We start from the raw sequence: 16395 nt of genomic DNA, 5'->3' as shown, positions 1-16395 counted from the left end.
CAGTTGGGCAAGTATGCCTTTACACTAGTGAGAAAAGCTACGGCTTTACCAGGCAAAGTTACATTCCATTTTGCTTCGTAACTTTGACCTACCCGGCTTTACCTAACGGAATTCCTAAACCTATGATTGCTCAACAACCTAGACCAGTTTCTTCGCAGCCATTGGCCTTCACAAATAAAATCCGCATCGTTACGGCGGCTTCGTTGTTCGATGGGCACGATGCCGCCATTAACCTGATGCGTCGGCTAATGCAGGCATCGGGGGCTGAAGTGATTCACCTGGGCCATAATCGATCCGTAGCCGAAATTGTAGATTGTGCGATTCAGGAAGATGTTCAGGGCATTGCCGTAACGAGCTATCAAGGTGGGCATCTGGAGTTTTTCAAGTACATGTATGACCTGCTTCACGAACGAGGAGCTGGTCATATCAACATCTTCGGCGGGGGCGGTGGGACGATTCTGCCCTCAGAGATCGAAGAGCTGCACGCGTACGGCATTACGCGCATTTACTCCCCCGACGACGGCCGGACGATGGGTTTGCAGGGCATGATTGACGATCTGTTACGTCAGTGCGATTTTACCCTACCCCCGGCCTCTCCACTGAAAACAGCGAATACGGGAAATGTATTTCCAAAAAATACAGACGTAATCGCCCGGCTAATCACCACCGCCGAAAACCATCCAGATAAATATCCTGGTCAACTCCCTGCTCCTACCTCCACGCACTATGCTCCCGTCCTCGGCATCACCGGAACCGGGGGCGCGGGGAAATCGTCGCTGGTTGATGAGTTGGTGCTACGTTTTCTGCGAACATTTCCCGATAAAACACTGGCGATTATTTCCGTTGATCCGTCGAAACGGAAAACGGGCGGGGCACTTCTCGGCGACCGCATTCGGATGAACGCCATCAATTCGCCAGCCGACGCTGCGCCACGGGTGTACATGCGTTCGCTGGCAACACGGCAGTCGAATCTGGCACTGAGCCGTTACGTTCAGGATGCGATTGATATCTGCAAAGCCGCTCAGTTTGATCTGATTCTTGTCGAAACATCAGGCATTGGCCAGTCGGATACGGAAATTACTGATCATGCCGACAAAACGCTCTACGTGATGACCGCCGAATACGGTGCGGCTACGCAGTTGGAAAAAATCGACATGCTCGATTTCGCCGACGTAATAGCCATCAACAAATTCGACAAACGCGGCTCGCTGGATGCCCTGCGCGATGTCCGGAAACAATACCGACGAAATCATAACCGCTGGGACGTAGCAGATGACGAATTGCCAATCGTTGGAACGATTGCCGCTCAGTTCAATGATGCGGGGATGAACGCGCTGTTTGATCAGATAATGAGGTTAGTGGGCATGGGGCCTGTGGCAGAGGGGTTAGAGCGAAGGGAAAACGTTGATGCTGCTTTGCCCTCAGCCCCACGCCCTCTGCCCCACGCCATTATCCCTTCTGACCGAGTCCGTTATCTGGCTGAGATTGTGGATGAAAGCCGCCGTTATGCTACGTTCGTAACCGAACAAACTACTCTGGCAAGGCAGCTGTATCAGCTTGACGGAGTCCTGAAGATCGTGACGAGTGAGTCAGCGAAAGAAGAGTTGCAAAAATTACAGGCCGACCTGGAATCCCGGCTTTCCAACGAATGCCGAACCTGGCTGGAACAGTGGCCCGACATCCAAAAACGTTACGTTGCGGAATTTTATGAATTTAAAGTTCGGGACAAGATCATCCGACAACCGCTGTATTCTGAAACGCTGTCGAATCTGAAAATTCCGAAGGTTAGCCTGCCAAAATACCACGACTGGGGCGACATTCTGCGCTGGTTGCTCACCGAAAACGTACCGGGCGAGTTTCCCTACACGGCGGGTGTCTTTCCGCTCAAACGAGAAGGTGAAGATCCCACGCGCATGTTTGCTGGCGAAGGTGGCCCAGAACGGACCAATCGCCGGTTTCACTACGTATCGAAAGGATTGCCCGCCAAACGACTTTCGACAGCATTCGACTCGGTTACGCTTTACGGCGAAGACCCGGCCCTGCGACCGGATATTTTCGGCAAAGTCGGTAACTCAGGCGTAAGCATTTGTACCCTCGACGATGCCAAGAAACTCTACTCCGGCTTCGATCTTTGCGACCCGGCTACGTCGGTTTCCATGACCATTAATGGCCCCGCGCCCATGCTTCTCGGCTTTTTTCTGAACGCAGCCATTGATCAGCAGTGTGAGAAATGGCTGCGCCAGCAAGGTGCAGGGAGCAAGGAGCATGGGGTGAATGTCGATGTTACGCTTCCCTACGCCCCAAGCTCCATGGCCCATGCCCCGCGCTACAACGGCCCCCTACCCGATAGCAATGACGGCCTGGGCCTACTGCTACTTGGTACGACGGGCGATAAAGTAGTACCCAAAGCGGTTTATGAACAGATCAAAGCGGATACGTTGCGCAAAGTCCGCGGTACGGTACAGGCTGATATTCTGAAGGAAGATCAGGCGCAGAACACCTGCATTTTCTCGACGGAATTTGCGCTCAAAATGATGGGCGATATTCAGGCTTATTTCATCGACAATCGGATTCAGAATTTTTATTCGGTTTCAATCTCGGGCTATCACATTGCTGAAGCGGGCGCCAACCCAATTTCGCAACTGGCGTTCACGCTTTCCAATGGCTTTACGTTCGTGGAATATTACCTCAGCCGAGGTCTGAACGTAGACGGCTTTGCCCCCAACCTATCATTCTTTTTCTCGAACGGCATGGACCCGGAGTATACCGTGCTGGGGCGTGTTGCCCGACGAATCTGGGCGAAGGCGATGAAGCATAAATACAAAGCGAACGAACGCTCACAGAAACTGAAATATCACATTCAAACTTCGGGTCGGAGTTTGCACGCGCAGGAAATTGCATTCAACGACATTCGCACGACACTGCAAGCTTTACTAGCGATTTACGACAATTGCAACTCACTGCATACCAACGCCTACGACGAAGCCATTACCACACCGACGGAAGAGTCGGTCCGACGGGCGATGGCTATTCAACTGATCATCAACCGAGAATTTGGCTTAACTAAGAACGAGAATCCACTACAAGGCGCTTTTGTGGTCGAAGAGTTAACCGATTTGGTTGAAGAAGCTGTTTATCAGGAATTTCTGGCCATTAACGAGCGCGGGGGCGTATTGGGCGCAATGGAACGGATGTATCAACGTAGCAAAATTCAGGAAGAGTCGATGTATTACGAGACGCTGAAACATAATGGCGATTTACCCATCGTTGGCGTCAATACGTTTCTCGATCCGGCCGGTTCGCCAACCATCGTTCCCGCCGAATTGATCCGATCAACCGACGACGAAAAACGCTTTCAGGTTGACGCGTGCCAGGCCTTCCAGAATGCCCATCGCGCGGAAGCTGACGTAGCACTTGCTAACCTGAAAGCCACCGCGTTGGCCAACGAAAACATCTTTGAGAGCCTGATGGAGGCCACCAAAGTATGTTCGCTGGGTCAATTATCGAACGCACTTTACGCCGTCGGTGGCCAGTACCGACGAAATATGTAAGGTATTACGGGTTTCAACCCGTTTTTCAGACCATCCCCAGACGGGTTGAAACCCGTGATACCTTTATCAGGTTAGTATTCATTATGGCTAAAACGTCGTTGAGTACGCTACTGGCTCGGGTTGGGCTCGATTGGTTTATAGTGGCCCTCCTGGCTATGATTGGTTTGGCTAAGCTCTGGCCTGAGCCCGGCATTCAGGAAGGTCTTTTTTCGTTATCGTCGCTGGCTACGTATGGCGTCTCCCTAATCTTTTTCTTTTATGGATTAAAGCTGAATTTCAGTCAGTTGCGGGAAGGCTTACGGAATTATCGGCTGCATCTGGTCATTCACCTCACTACGTTTGTGGTCTTCCCGGCCGTTGTGCTGGCCGCCCGTTCGCTGTTCCTTACGCCCGATACCGAATTGCTGTGGCTGGGCATTTTCTACGTAGCAGCCTTGCCGTCAACGGTTTCGTCGTCGGTGGTGATGGTGTCGATTGCGGGTGGCAATATTCCGGCGGCTATTTTCAATGCCAGCATTTCAAGCCTGATTGGCGTATTCATTACACCCATCTGGATGAGTTATCTATTAACCAGCACAAACGGGCAATACGATCTTACGGATGTGATTGGGAAACTGACGCTTCAGGTCATTCTGCCGGTTATATTGGGTTTGTTATTGAATCAGCGGCTGGGTTGGCTGGCAGCCCGATTTAAAACCTCGTTACGGTATTTCGACCAGATTACCATTCTGCTCATCGTGTACACCGCTTTCTGCGAATCGTTCGCGCTCCATTCGTTCGAGAAAATTTCAGTGGATGATCTTTTGTGGCTGGCCGGGCTTATGCTGGGATTATTCTTTCTGATGTTCGGTTTGATTACGTTACTCAGCCGATTACTGAACTTCAATCGGGAAGACCGTATTACGGCCTTGTTCTGTGGCTCCAAGAAATCGCTGGTACAAGGCAGCGTGATGGCCAACGTACTATTTCCAGGTAATATGGCTGGCGTAGCGCTCTTACCGATTATGATGTACCACGCGCTGCAACTGATTGTCGCCAGCATCATTGCTCAGTCGATGGCACAGCGGCAAAAAGAAAAATATGAGGTCATTCAGAAGTGATTTAGCCGAATTCGATAGCTAAAAACAGGCATTCAGCCAGAAGCCTCTATACCTTGATTAAACGCAACGACGGGATTGCCTTCTAAGAATCAGTAACGCACAAATAAACAACGTACTGACATGAAAAAGACAATCATTGCCGCCATCACTCTCTTCAGCTTAGCAACCAGTGTAACCTTCGCTCAAGGCGTATACTCAAAACCGTTTGACAACCGTCCTCCACAATACGGTGGCTCTCGCTATGACCGCGACCAGGTTCAGGACGACTTAAAAATAGACCGCATTGATGCTATCGTTGGCTTATCTCGTCGGCAGGAAAAACAGTTGCATAAGATCGAAGACAACTATGATCGCCTGTTTTCAACAAGCCGCATGACACCTGATGGCCTCCGTCAGCTTCAGCTCCGTAAACGTCAGGATATGCTGGCCGTTCTAACCTCCGCCCAGCGTGACAGACTGTTTGCCGTTCAGCAGAACAACCGCTATAACAGAAATCAGCCCGTTCCTTACGGCCGCCGTGGCTAGACGTGGCGAATACAATCGAATGACCGCCTGATCCGATTCGTACCGGACTGGGCGGTCATTCGATTGTATACACCCTCCCCGAGAGTCGGGGGTTCGTTCATCAAATGCCAAATAGTCCGACAATTACACCAACCCCTCCCACCAGCGAGAGAATCAATCCAATAAAAGCTACTGTACCCGAGCCGAGTATCAGCAGTAGCAAACCTCCTACGAGCAAAACGCTCGCGCCTATCACCTGAATCGGTCTGTTGACCATGGCTTTCTCGGGACGACTAGGGGCCAGTTGCCGACTGATTTTCCGGTTTATTACCTTCAACATCAACCGTTCTACCCGATTCATTTGCCGATACGTACTACTTTCTTCCAACTGCTGCGTCGTTCGGGTCGATACGCCCAGATGCTTCATTCGATTTATATGCTCACCTACACGGTCACTGGCCACGACCTGATTATCTTTACGAACGTAGGCATTATAATCCGTCCCCATTTCTCCATGCTGCGTTAACGGCTCTACCGGTGCAGGGACCGATGTAGGAAGAGTTCCAGCCACTTCGGATTGAGAAGCGGCTGCCGGAAATGGCTCTGCTGATCCTCGCTGAAAATAAGCCGCCGGGCGACTACACGAAGAAAGAAGAACGGCTCCCATCAAGGCCGCCCACAGGTATTGGGTAGTAGTTGTCATACTGAATCGCATTGTTTAGCCAATAAATTAATCAAGGCACTAAGCGATTGGGCAAGACAGATTCGCAACGAAAAGTTTCCATTGGTGACTTAAGATTCGATTAAATCATTCGCCACAGAGCGTATGTTAAATAATTGTTTCGTTACGTATCGTTTTGTAGTGACTCGGTACTTTTGCGAGATTAGCCCATCAACGTATCGTGCCCATTCCATTGTCAGAGTTATCTCCCTTGAACCGCCAGGCGTTTGGTCCTGATTTTATCTGGGGCACCGCCACAGCCGCTTACCAAATTGAAGGCGCTGTCGATCGTGACGGACGAACGCCCTGCGTGTGGGATACATTCAGCAGGCAGAAGGGTAAGATCAAAACCGGCGAAACAGCCGACGTTGCCTGCGAATTTTATGATCGTTACGTATCCGATCTACAGTTGCATAAAGAACTGGGCTTCGATTCCTTCCGTTTCTCACTGTCGTGGTCACGCATTCTGCCCGATGGTCTTGGCCCGGCCAATGGCGGACGTATCAACGACCTGGGACTGGCCTTTTATGATCAGCTAATTGACCAATGCATTGCGCTGGGCATTACGCCCTGGATTACGCTCTATCACTGGGATTTACCACAGGCCCTTGAGAACTTAGGCGGCTGGCCCAATCGGAAAGTCGTCGACTGGTTTTCGGACTTCACAGATGTCTGTACCAAAGCGTTTGGGCACAAAGTCAAGCACTGGATTATCCTGAACGAACCGCTGGCGTTTTCTATCCTGGGGTATTTCACGGGTCAGCATGCACCGGGCCGGCGGAGTTTGCGAAACCTGCTGCCCGTCATCCATCACACGACACTGGCGCAAGCCGAGGGCGGCCGCATTGTCCGACGTAACGTACCGGATGCACAGGTCGGCACAACGTTCTCCTGCTCACCCATTGACCCGTTTACGCCCAAAGACCAGAATGCCGCTACCCGCGTCGATGCGCTGATGAATCGGCTTTTCATTGAGCCCTCGTTGGGATTAGGCTACCCAACCAAAGAACTGCCTTTTCTGTACGGTATCTCCAAAAAAACAGCAAAACCCGGCGACATGGAGCGGCTCGCGTTCGACTACGATTTCATTGGTTTACAGCACTATTTCCGGGCCGTCGTCGAGCAATCGTATTTTATGCCGTATATCTGGGCCAAAGACGTATCGCCCCTGCGTCGGAACGTGCAGACGATCACCGAAATGGGCTGGGAAGTTTACCCCGAAAGTATGTATCGGGTTATTCAACAATTCAGTCAATACGAAGGTGTCAAAAAAATCTACATCACCGAAAGCGGAGCGGCTTTTTTCGATACGGTTCAACAGGGTGCGGTTCATGACGTAGCGCGGGTTGAGTACCACCAGAAGTACCTGCAGCAAGTGTTGCGGGCCAAACAGGAAGGTTTACCGGTCGAGGGGTATTTTGCCTGGACATTCCTGGATAATTTTGAATGGGCTGAAGGCTACCGTCCACGCTTCGGGCTTGTCTACGTCGATTTCAGAACTCAGCAACGTATCGTGAAGGCGTCGGGGCGCTGGTTTCAGCAGTTATTAACGACAGAGCACTCGGTTGCGATTAACTGATCTTTTTTCAAACTCTATTCTTACTCATGGGGTTGTGCTGGCAGATAAACAACTCACAACGTTATGCAATATCCTGAATTTATTCACGAAGCCAAAGAACAACTCGGCGTTCAGACTGAGGAAGAAGTGCTGGACATTACCAGGGCTTTTCTGCACACCCTGACCGAACATCTGGCCGGTAATGCAGCCGACAACCTTGGCGCTCAGTTACCCGCTCCATTGCTGGACATCATTCGGGAAATTAGCCCCGAGCAGCGCGACCAGGGCGAGCGATTTAAATTAACGGAGTTTTACCAGCGAGTAGCCGACAAATTAGGCGTCGATGAAGAAACCGGTCAACACTATACGCAGCAGTTTATGCAGCTTTTGGGCCGGATGGTTACCGAGGGTGAGTTGCATAAAATAAAGATTACACTTTCGGAAGACTACGCTCCTTTATTCGAGAGCAGTCAAACCGCACAGAATTCACCCAGGTAATCCACGAAACAGGCTCCGACGTTGTCGCTTGCCAATAATCGAGCGGGTATACATGCCGGAGCCTGTTTCATGTCTACTTCTGACTTTTACCAGCGTAACAATAAGCCAGGGGACTGATACTAATCAGTTGGCTGGATAAGAAACATGTTTAGTTCGGTCGGTATTTTTGGGGTGGGATTCACTCCATTCCCTTATCCCCTATAGTTGATGTCCGTTATTCTCCCAATTACCAGCCCCGAACAGGCCGTTTCCGCCATTCAGTCCGGCAACCGCGTTTTTATTCATAGCGTTGCGCAGACGCCCCATGTCCTTATCAAGGCGATGGTTGACCGGGCGGATGACCTGAGCAACGTCGAAATATGCCATATTCATACCGAAGGCCCCCTGCCCTATCTGGAGAAGAAGTACCAAAAATCGTTTCGGCCTAATTCGTTCTTTATCGGAGCGAATATGCGGAAGCAGCTCAACCAGGGCATTGGCGACTACGTACCGGTTTTTCTGAGCGAAGTTCCCCTATTGTTCCAGCGAAAAGTTCTACCCATCGACGTAGCGCTGATTCAGGTTTCTCCGCCCGATGCACACGGCTACTGTTCGTTGGGACCATCCGTCGACGTATCGCTGGCCGCTATTCGGTCGGCGAAATACGTAGTGGCTCAGATCAACCCACGCGTACCGCGCACGCATGGTGATGGCCTGATTCCGGCGTCTATGCTGCACGCGGCTATTGAGGTCGATGAGCCAATGTACGAAGTGTTGCCAGGTGAGATCAGCGCCGAAGATCGGAAGATTGGTCAGTATGTTGCCAGCCTGGTTGAAGACGGTGCTACGTTGCAGCTTGGCATCGGTGGGATACCGAACGCTACGCTGGCCGAACTTATTCACCACAAAGGTTTAGGTATTCATACCGAAATGTTCTCGGATGGCGTCATTGACCTCGTTGAGCGGGGCGTCATTACGGGTGAACACAAAACAGTGCTCCCCTATCGCATCGTGTCGGCGTTTGTGATGGGTAGCCAGCGGGTTTATGATTTCATTGATGATAACCCCGGTGTTGCGATGAAGCAGGCCAGCTATACCAACGATACAGCCATTATTCGACGAAATCCGAAAGTAACCGCCATCAACTCCGCCATCGAGATTGACCTGACCGGACAAGTCTGCGCGGATACCATCGGTACGTACCAATACTCAGGTGTGGGTGGCCAGATGGATTTTGTTCGGGGAGCCTCGCTCTCGGAAGGAGGCAAACCGATCATCGCGCTTCCGTCTATGACAAGCAAAGGGCTTAGTAAAATCGTGCCGTTTTTGAAAGAAGGAGCGGGCGTAACGACCACCCGCGCGCACGTTCACTACATCGTCACGGAATATGGCATCGCCGATCTGTACGGCCAAAACCTCCGCCAGCGCGCTCGCGCCCTTATCAATATCGCCCACCCCGACCATCGGGAAGAGCTGGAACGGCAGGCGTTTGCCCGGTTCGGAGGAATTTGAATGAGACGAGGAACTACGTAACGTTTGGCCATGAAAACCGCGCTAAGAAAACCTTACATGACCAGTTGGCTAGCCATTCCTGTGCTGATTTTGTTAGGTATTATCTTCAGCCAGCATACGGTAGATATTCAGCTTGCGGATACGTATTACGTTATTGGTAATCTACATTTTGCGTTTGCGGCCTCCATATTTCTGCTAGTGATTGGAGCAGGCTATTGGTTGATGAGCCGCCGTACAACCAGACCGAATCGAACCCTTACAGCTACTCATCTGATCCTGACGCTAGCGGCACTCGTTACGTTCACACTGCCTTTGTTTACTGGCAACTGGCTGGTATGGATTGCCATGGCGCTTGTGTTGAGCCAGGTCCTGTACATCATCAACATGTTTGTCGTTGTGCTTCGGCGAAGTCCTTCTGCTCATCGAAAAGAGACTTAACGATAAACTTTTGTTCGATTTGACAGTAATAAGAGAACACAACAACGTTTGATTTGACATGGAGAAAAATGGCGTTTCCGATGCAGATTACATTCGAGGCAAGCTGGATAGTAACGAAGAAGTTCGCGTTCGGAAAATCGACAATGGCGAGACGATGACCGCCTATAGCTACGATGCAGAAGAAACAAGCATCGGATCAGTGAATAATCGTGATGCGATCAAGTGTAAATGGAACGATGAGAATGGAGTCGAATGGGACGACGTTTTCAACATTTATGCTTTCGAACAAGCTGATTAAGAATACGTTTTTTCAACAATCCATAAAATCAAAGCGGGCAAGACCGAATCTTGCCCGCTTTGATTTTTGTTGGTGGTCGGCAATGGCTCGTTTACACCTTCAATTTTTCCACGTTCTTGTAGCTAATCGCGATGGATTCCAACGGCGGCAGTTTGCAAACGTCCTGCTCCACGAAGTAATGCGTCAGACCTGCGGTTTTCTGAGCGTCGAAAATGCGCTGGAAATTGATGGATCCGGTTCCGACGGGAGCAAACGCGCGTTCGGGTGTTTTTTCCATGTCTTTGATGTGCCAAAGCGGGAAACGACCAGGGTGTTTTTTAAACAAAGCGACCGGGTCCTGATTTGCCATAGTAGCCCAATATAAATCGAGTTCGAGTTTTACCAGGTTTTTGTCCGTATTGCCGGTTAGAACGTCATACGGCATTTTTCCGCTCAGTGGCTTAAACTCAAAGTCATGGTTGTGGTAGCAAAATTGAATACCAGCTGCCTTACATACCTCCGCCGATTTGTTGAATAAATCAGCAAACTTTAAGTAATCATCTAGCTTGGTACGTTCTTCGGGGAACAGATAGGCGCAGACCATGTATTTCTGACCAATCGTGGCGGCATCATCAACGGCTCGCTTCCAGTCGTTCATTAGCGTGCCTTTGGCTTTAGGCATCGTTTTACCCGTCGTGTAGTGACCACTGGGAGCCGATAAGCCCAGACTTTTTAAGTATGCCGCGTAGTCTTTCGGCGTTTTACCGAAGAATTTGCCATCTGAGTAGCCAAACGATTCAACTTCCTTGTAGCCGATCTGCGCCACTTTTTTTAACGTACCATCCGGATCTTTCGCCATCAGATCCCGTAGTGTATATAACTGTAAACCAACTTTTTTTGATGAAGCGGCAAAGGCATCGAGTTGAGGCAAAAGAGCCGCTGACGTAGCCAGGGCACCTAGTTTAAGAAACTGTTTACGGGTAATGTTGGAGGACTGACTCATTAGCGTATAGGTCGATTAATCGGCAACGGGCGAAGTACCCGCGCTCATACTGGCTAAAGCCAGAGAACGATAGGGTTTACTGTTCCCGTCGTTACCCAACGAGCCAACGTAGTGTTTCGGCGTTACGTACCGCATTGCCGCCACCGTCATTATTGAAATACACGAAGACGTCTTTGCCCATGCCCGCCCACTCCCGAATGCGATCAGCCCACCAACGCAGGTCTGTATCGGAGTATGAGCCGCCGTAAAGCCAATCCGTGTCGGGTCCGTGCATGCGTACATACACGAACGGGGCTGTAGCGCGCAGGATACAGGGCAGATGTGCACCACTCGTGATGCAATACGCGGCCTGGTGTTGCTCCAGCAAGGTAAAAATAGCTTCCGTATGCCAGCTCGGATGCCGAAATTCGACCGCTACACGCATCCACCATGGCACCTGGTCCAGAAAATACGCTAGTCGTTCATAGTCATAAGCATGGTTGGGTGAAAGCTGAACTAACAGGATTGCCCGTTTTTCGCGCAGTTCATGCCAACAGGCTTTGATCCGGCACATCCAGGTTTCGGGCGCATAAAGTTTTTTGGCGTGAGTCAGTCCACGGGGCGCTTTCACCGTGAGCTGAAAGCCGTCGGGTAACCGTCGTCGCCAGCTGGCAAAGGTGGCTTGTTTCGGCCATCGGTAAAAACTGCTGTTCAGTTCGACAGTCTGAAAACGCTGTACATAATACCCCAATCGATCATGAACGGGCGTATCATGCGGGTACAAAACGCCCTGCCAGTGATCGTAACTCCACCCCGACGTACCAATGTGAATGCTCATAAATTGCGAAGAAAGCAGGTACCACGCTACGTTACTACAGGAAACTCATGCGTGAACAACCCCAGTTAAACTTATTTCGCTTGACTGATTAAAAAAAATATATCTGCAATCGGTAAACTTCTCCCGTAAACACCGACTTGTGACAGGGAAATTAACTCAGAAACGTTATGCAAGCGCAACAAACATTAAATCTCAACGAGTTGGGTCAGCTCAAAGAGAAAATCAAGGACATCCGCATTGCCATGCTCACGACGCAGCAGGCCGACGGCGATTTTCACACGCGTCCGATGGCTACGCACGAAATCGATAGTGAAGGATGTATGTGGTTTTTCACCTACAACGATTCGAACAAAATAGCTGAAATTCAGCAAAATAGCCGGGTCGGTCTGGGCTTTTCTGATACCGGATCAGAAGTATACGTATCCACATCAGGACATGCCGAAGTGGTAGACGATCAGGCTAAGATTAATGATCTCTGGAGTGATTTTCTGAAAACCTGGTTTCCCAAAGGCAAAGACGATCCGAATATTACGCTTCTGAAAGTCACTACCCACGCGGGTGAATACTGGGACAAACCAGGTGGTAAAATGATGAATCTGTTTGAAATGGCCAAAGGTGCTCTAACAGGACAACCCAGCAAATCGGGCCACAACGAAAAATTTGGCGACGAGCCTCAATAAGCACGAACGTAACGGACTTGTAGGATAAGCGTTTAACGTATCTGGCAGTCTATTTTCAAATCAGCAAGCGAGCCGGTTTCACTTATCGATAAGTGCGACCGGCTCGCATTGTTTAACAGGTTTACCAAACAATCTTCGTGTACAAGGTGATAGATATAGGATTACAACGTATTACTCAACAGAATCAACCCAATTTCACAAATGGAACAACCTGAATACCCAAAAGCAGAAGAACTTAAAAGTGACGTACAGGAGTTTCCCGCCATACAGGCGAAAATGACCCCCGAACCCGACAGCGATCTCACCAATTATCAGGCTGCGGGCAAACTAAAAGGCAAAGTAGCGATTGTCACCGGGGGCGATTCAGGCATTGGCCGGGCTGTGGCCATTGCGTTCGCCAAAGAAGGTGCATCCGTTGTTATTACGTATCTGGCCGAAGAGGAAGTCGATGCGCAGGAAACCAAGCGCTTGGCCGAACAATTCGGTGGTACGTGTCTGACGCTGGCTACGGATGTTCGCAGCAAGGCAAAGTGCCAGCAAGTTGTTGATCAGACCATCGCCCAGTTTGGCAAGCTCAACATTCTGGTCAACAATGCCGCTTATCAGCACATTGTGGAGAAAATTGAAGACATCACGGAAGAACAGTTAAGCCGGACGTTTGAAACGAACATTTACGGCTACTTCTTTATGGTACAAACCGCCCTACCCCATCTTCACGAAGGCGATTCGATCATCAATACGGGAAGCATCGTGGGTAAAATGGGCCAGCCGAAACTGGTTGATTATGCGTCAACAAAAGGAGCGATTCACGCCTTCACCATGTCGCTGGCTACACAGTTAGGGGAGAAAAAAATTCGGGTCAATGCCGTATTGCCCGGTCCGATCTATACGCCGTTTCTGCCGGGTGCGGGTATGGGTCCCGATGGTGTTGTCGAAGCGGCCAGCAAAACGATCCTGCAACGGCCAGGTCAGCCCGAAGAACTGGCACCTGCCTACGTATTGCTGGCATCGAGTGACGGCTCATACATTACGGGCAGCCTGCTGGACGTCAACGGCGGCAATGCCTAACCCCATCCAATCAATCAGTGACAATGATTTAATACGTTGTCACTGATTGATTTTGATACGTAGTACCCAATAATACGAACGATCCTATCCAGAATATATCCTCAATGGCTGCTGATCAACCTATTTCGATTTGCTGGCTTCGGCGCGACTTACGACTCGACGATAGCGCGGCCCTTTACTATGCACTTAAAAGTGGTCAACCCGTTCTCCCTCTGTTCATTTTCGACCGTGCCATTCTCGACCCGCTGGCCGACCGGCACGACCGACGCGTCAGTTTTATTCATCAGCAGTTGCACCAGCTTCAGAAGCAATTGACCCAAATGGGTTCAACCCTGCTGGTTTATTACGATGAGCCTATTGCCGTCTGGAAACAAGTTTTACAAACGTTTTCGGTCGCTGCCGTTTATACAAATACAGACTATGAAACCTACGCCAAACAGCGGGATCAGCGTGTTCAGGAATTATTAAAGGAAGCCGGAATTCAGTTACACACGTATAAAGATCAGGCAATCTTCGACACCAATGAAGTGCTGACGGGTTCAAAGACTCCTTACTCGGTGTTTGGTGCCTATCAGCGAAAATGGAAGGATACGCTTACCGACTTTTATGTACGCTCCTACCCCACAGAGTCGTATTTTCATCACTTTCACAAACGCACAGCTCAACCGATTCCAAGCCTGGAATCGATGAACTTTCAGGAAGTAAAGGAGGATTTTCCAGCCACTCAGGTACCGAAGGAAGTATTAGAGAACTATGCTAAAAATCGGGACAAGCCCGCCCTGCACGGAACGACCGAACTGAGTATTCACTTACGATTCGGGACAATCAGCATTCGTCACCTGGTTCAGCAGGCTCAGGCCCAAGGTGAGCGTTTCCTGACGGAGTTGATCTGGCGGGATTTTTATTTTCAGATTCTGGACCATTTTCCGCACGTCGAGCATAAACCGTTCCGACCGGCCTACGAAGCCATTCCTTGGCTTAACCGATCGGAAGACATCGAGCGCTGGCAGCAGGGCATGACGGGTTATCCGTTGGTCGATGCGGGTATGCGGCAACTGAATCAGGTGGGTTGGATGCACAACCGGGCGCGCTTAAATGCAGCTAGTTTCTGCATTAAACACCTCCTGATCGACTGGCGGATTGGCGAGGCCTATTTTGCCGAGAAGTTACGGGATTACGATCTATCGGCGAACAACGGCAACTGGCAGTGGGTAGCCGGATCGGGCAATGATGCATCACCTTTTTTCCGGGTATTTAACCCCATTTCGCAGGCCAAGAAATTTGATCCAAAAGAAGAATACATTCGGCAATGGGTCCCTGAATATGGCACACCTGATTACCCAAAACCGATAATCGAGCACGGATTTGCCCGGCAGCGAGCCATTGATACGTACCGCAAAGCATTACGACCGTAAACCCCAGTTATTTTTTGTTTCTTACAGCAGCCCTTAACTATCTGTATGTCTATTCTTGGATGATACGTATTCAACACGACTTTCTAGTGAAATCCAGTGAGTTATACAGATTCAACTCAAACTTAAGGCGATTATGCCACCCAGTATTAGTACACTGGCAAATAGCCTTCTTTTGCCATCCTCTTCATTAAATACCCTTGAGCCCATAAATACACCTAATAAAATGCTTGTTTCTCTGGCTGGTGCAACGACGGTTAACGGCGCATACGTCAACGCTTCCAATACCAGTATGTAAGCAGCAGGGCTTAAGATAGCAATGGCTATAATGATCCATTTATGCAATTTCAGTTCTCTTTTTAGTTCTTCTTTTTTGGAGACGATGAATGGAAACAGCAAAATGGCCCCAAAAAAGTTGGTACCCAGTGTGAGCGGCAAAGGGGATACGGCATAGGATTTTACGGCAATCGTGTCGTTAAACGTGTATAAGGCTATGAACAAACCCGTAAGCACGCCGTACGTAATGCCTGGCATTAGTTGATTGTTGTCTTCCTTTTTAAAGCTTAATCCGGTTATCAACAGCACACCTGCAATAATTAAGAACAAGCCAATAGTTGCCGTTATTCTCAACTGTTCGTGCAAGAATAAAATAGCCGCTGTAGACGAAAACAAAGGCCCTGACCCTCGGGCAAGCGGGTATACAACTGAAAGTTCAGCGCTTCTATACCCCTTTTATAATACGATATAGTACCCAAGATGCAGCACCGCACTGCTTAACGAAAACCATAAGAGTGGTTGTGAATAGATCGTATCACCCTGCTTTATTTTAACGAGTAACACTGGTAGATACACAATATTACTGGCAACATACATTAACCAGATAAAGGGAGTTTTACCTTGTGTTTTTTTGGAAAGCAGATTCCAGGTGGCATGTAGAACAGCAGCGGTTAAAACCAGGAATAAAACATATAAACTCATTTTCAGCGAGTAGATGACTAACTTATAGATTGCATTTACTAACACGTACAGGATTGGAGATCAGCAAAAGGCAGGTTTGTAGATTTGCCATGTAGAAGTAGTATTCAGCACTGACAAATAGAACAACACGAAATTTATTCGTCGGTAAAGATTCGTGATCAGGCACAGCCTTTCAGGTTTATGTTTCTTAAAAGCCCTGATGAAAGATACTAAACATAATACAAAAAAGGCCATCCACTCCCGCAGATGACCTTCCTTACGTATCGATATGCCTAATTAATCGACCATGAGTGCAGGAG

15 protein-coding genes are annotated in these 16395 nt (G+C 49.5%); 11 read left to right on the top strand and 4 right to left on the bottom strand.

What is annotated here, in order from left to right; translation table 11 throughout:
- Positions 1–122: 122 nt before the first annotated feature.
- The 3 genes from IC230_RS13990 (at position 123) to IC230_RS13980 (ending at position 5176) form a co-directional block, all read left to right on the top strand.
- Positions 123–3551 carry a methylmalonyl-CoA mutase family protein gene (locus tag IC230_RS13990; RefSeq protein ID WP_191039644.1) on the top strand — a complete coding sequence of 1143 codons (3429 nt, stop codon included), beginning with the start codon at positions 123–125 and terminating at the stop codon, positions 3549–3551.
- A gap of 83 nt (positions 3552–3634) precedes the next feature.
- Positions 3635–4651, top strand: a complete 1017-nt coding sequence (locus IC230_RS13985) for a bile acid:sodium symporter family protein (protein WP_191039643.1) — start codon at positions 3635–3637, stop codon at positions 4649–4651.
- A 120-nt stretch (positions 4652–4771) separates the two neighbouring features.
- Positions 4772–5176 (top strand): hypothetical protein, encoded by a 405-nt coding sequence (locus IC230_RS13980; protein ID WP_191039642.1) that lies wholly within the window; start codon positions 4772–4774, stop codon positions 5174–5176.
- 100 nt (positions 5177–5276) lie between these two features.
- On the opposite strand, the gene IC230_RS34000 is transcribed toward IC230_RS13980, so the two are convergent.
- Positions 5277–5858, bottom strand: a complete 582-nt coding sequence (locus tag IC230_RS34000) for a hypothetical protein (protein ID WP_223860637.1) — start codon at positions 5856–5858, stop codon at positions 5277–5279.
- A 199-nt stretch (positions 5859–6057) separates the two neighbouring features.
- Between IC230_RS34000 and IC230_RS13970 the strand changes: the two genes are divergently transcribed.
- From IC230_RS13970 to IC230_RS13950, 5 genes are all read left to right on the top strand, one after another.
- Complete coding sequence (locus IC230_RS13970) at positions 6058–7455, top strand: GH1 family beta-glucosidase (RefSeq protein WP_317171795.1); 1398 nt, start codon at positions 6058–6060, stop codon at positions 7453–7455.
- A 63-nt stretch (positions 7456–7518) separates the two neighbouring features.
- On the top strand, positions 7519–7932 hold the full coding sequence (locus IC230_RS13965) for a DUF2267 domain-containing protein (RefSeq protein ID WP_191039641.1): 414 nt from the start codon (positions 7519–7521) through the stop codon (positions 7930–7932).
- Positions 7933–8139: 207 nt separating this feature from the next.
- Positions 8140–9423, top strand: a complete 1284-nt coding sequence (locus IC230_RS13960; protein WP_191039640.1) for an acetyl-CoA hydrolase/transferase family protein — start codon at positions 8140–8142, stop codon at positions 9421–9423.
- 30 nt (positions 9424–9453) lie between these two features.
- A complete protein-coding gene (locus tag IC230_RS13955; RefSeq protein WP_191039639.1) occupies positions 9454–9861 on the top strand; it encodes a hypothetical protein in 408 nt (135 codons plus the stop codon).
- Between the two features lie 58 nt (positions 9862–9919).
- Entirely contained in the window at positions 9920–10159 is a 240-nt protein-coding gene (locus IC230_RS13950) for a hypothetical protein (protein ID WP_191039638.1), read from the top strand.
- Between the two features lie 91 nt (positions 10160–10250).
- On the opposite strand, the gene IC230_RS13945 is transcribed toward IC230_RS13950, so the two are convergent.
- The gene (locus tag IC230_RS13945) at positions 10251–11141 is read right to left on the bottom strand and encodes a sugar phosphate isomerase/epimerase family protein (protein WP_191039637.1); all 891 of its coding nucleotides are present in this window, start codon (positions 11139–11141) and stop codon (positions 10251–10253) included.
- A 91-nt stretch (positions 11142–11232) separates the two neighbouring features.
- The gene (locus tag IC230_RS13940) at positions 11233–11958 is read right to left on the bottom strand and encodes a DUF72 domain-containing protein (protein ID WP_191039636.1); all 726 of its coding nucleotides are present in this window, start codon (positions 11956–11958) and stop codon (positions 11233–11235) included.
- Between the two features lie 167 nt (positions 11959–12125).
- Between IC230_RS13940 and IC230_RS13935 the strand changes: the two genes are divergently transcribed.
- The 3 genes from IC230_RS13935 to IC230_RS13925 all read left to right on the top strand — a co-directional run bounded on the left by IC230_RS13935 (position 12126) and on the right by IC230_RS13925 (position 15121).
- Positions 12126–12638, top strand: coding sequence for a pyridoxamine 5'-phosphate oxidase family protein (locus IC230_RS13935; RefSeq protein WP_191039635.1), 513 nt, complete (start codon positions 12126–12128; stop codon positions 12636–12638).
- A gap of 201 nt (positions 12639–12839) precedes the next feature.
- Positions 12840–13706 carry an SDR family oxidoreductase gene (locus IC230_RS13930; RefSeq protein WP_191039634.1) on the top strand — a complete coding sequence of 289 codons (867 nt, stop codon included), beginning with the start codon at positions 12840–12842 and terminating at the stop codon, positions 13704–13706.
- 104 nt (positions 13707–13810) lie between these two features.
- Entirely contained in the window at positions 13811–15121 is a 1311-nt protein-coding gene (locus tag IC230_RS13925; protein WP_191039633.1) for a cryptochrome/photolyase family protein, read from the top strand.
- A 111-nt stretch (positions 15122–15232) separates the two neighbouring features.
- Here IC230_RS13925 and IC230_RS13920 read toward each other — a convergent pair whose 3' ends face one another.
- Positions 15233–15760 carry a DMT family transporter gene (locus IC230_RS13920; RefSeq protein ID WP_191039632.1) on the bottom strand — a complete coding sequence of 176 codons (528 nt, stop codon included), beginning with the start codon at positions 15758–15760 and terminating at the stop codon, positions 15233–15235.
- Between the last annotated feature and the right edge of the window lie 635 nt (positions 15761–16395).

Origin of the sequence: Spirosoma validum (assembly GCF_014699035.1) — a bacterium.
GTDB classification, from domain to species: domain Bacteria; phylum Bacteroidota; class Bacteroidia; order Cytophagales; family Spirosomataceae; genus Spirosoma; species Spirosoma validum.
This window is presented reverse-complemented; position numbering and strand designations above follow the sequence as displayed.

Bases quoted from the DNA above. Each gene is read 5' to 3' on its own strand.
- IC230_RS13965 (WP_191039641.1), top strand. From the start codon at position 7,519: ATGCAATATCCTGAATTTATTCACGAAGCCAAAGAACAACTCGGCGTT.
- IC230_RS13930 (WP_191039634.1), top strand. From the start codon at position 12,840: ATGGAACAACCTGAATACCCAAAAGCAGAAGAACTTAAAAGTGACGTA.
- IC230_RS13945 (WP_191039637.1), bottom strand. From the start codon at position 11,141: ATGAGTCAGTCCTCCAACATTACCCGTAAACAGTTTCTTAAACTAGGT.
- IC230_RS13985 (WP_191039643.1), top strand. From the start codon at position 3,635: ATGGCTAAAACGTCGTTGAGTACGCTACTGGCTCGGGTTGGGCTCGAT.
- IC230_RS13980 (WP_191039642.1), top strand. From the start codon at position 4,772: ATGAAAAAGACAATCATTGCCGCCATCACTCTCTTCAGCTTAGCAACC.
- IC230_RS13990 (WP_191039644.1), top strand. From the start codon at position 123: ATGATTGCTCAACAACCTAGACCAGTTTCTTCGCAGCCATTGGCCTTC.
- IC230_RS13950 (WP_191039638.1), top strand. From the start codon at position 9,920: ATGGAGAAAAATGGCGTTTCCGATGCAGATTACATTCGAGGCAAGCTG.
- IC230_RS13940 (WP_191039636.1), bottom strand. From the start codon at position 11,958: ATGAGCATTCACATTGGTACGTCGGGGTGGAGTTACGATCACTGGCAG.
- IC230_RS34000 (WP_223860637.1), bottom strand. From the start codon at position 5,858: ATGACAACTACTACCCAATACCTGTGGGCGGCCTTGATGGGAGCCGTT.
- IC230_RS13960 (WP_191039640.1), top strand. From the start codon at position 8,140: ATGTCCGTTATTCTCCCAATTACCAGCCCCGAACAGGCCGTTTCCGCC.
- IC230_RS13925 (WP_191039633.1), top strand. From the start codon at position 13,811: ATGGCTGCTGATCAACCTATTTCGATTTGCTGGCTTCGGCGCGACTTA.
- IC230_RS13935 (WP_191039635.1), top strand. From the start codon at position 12,126: ATGCAAGCGCAACAAACATTAAATCTCAACGAGTTGGGTCAGCTCAAA.
- IC230_RS13955 (WP_191039639.1), top strand. From the start codon at position 9,454: ATGAAAACCGCGCTAAGAAAACCTTACATGACCAGTTGGCTAGCCATT.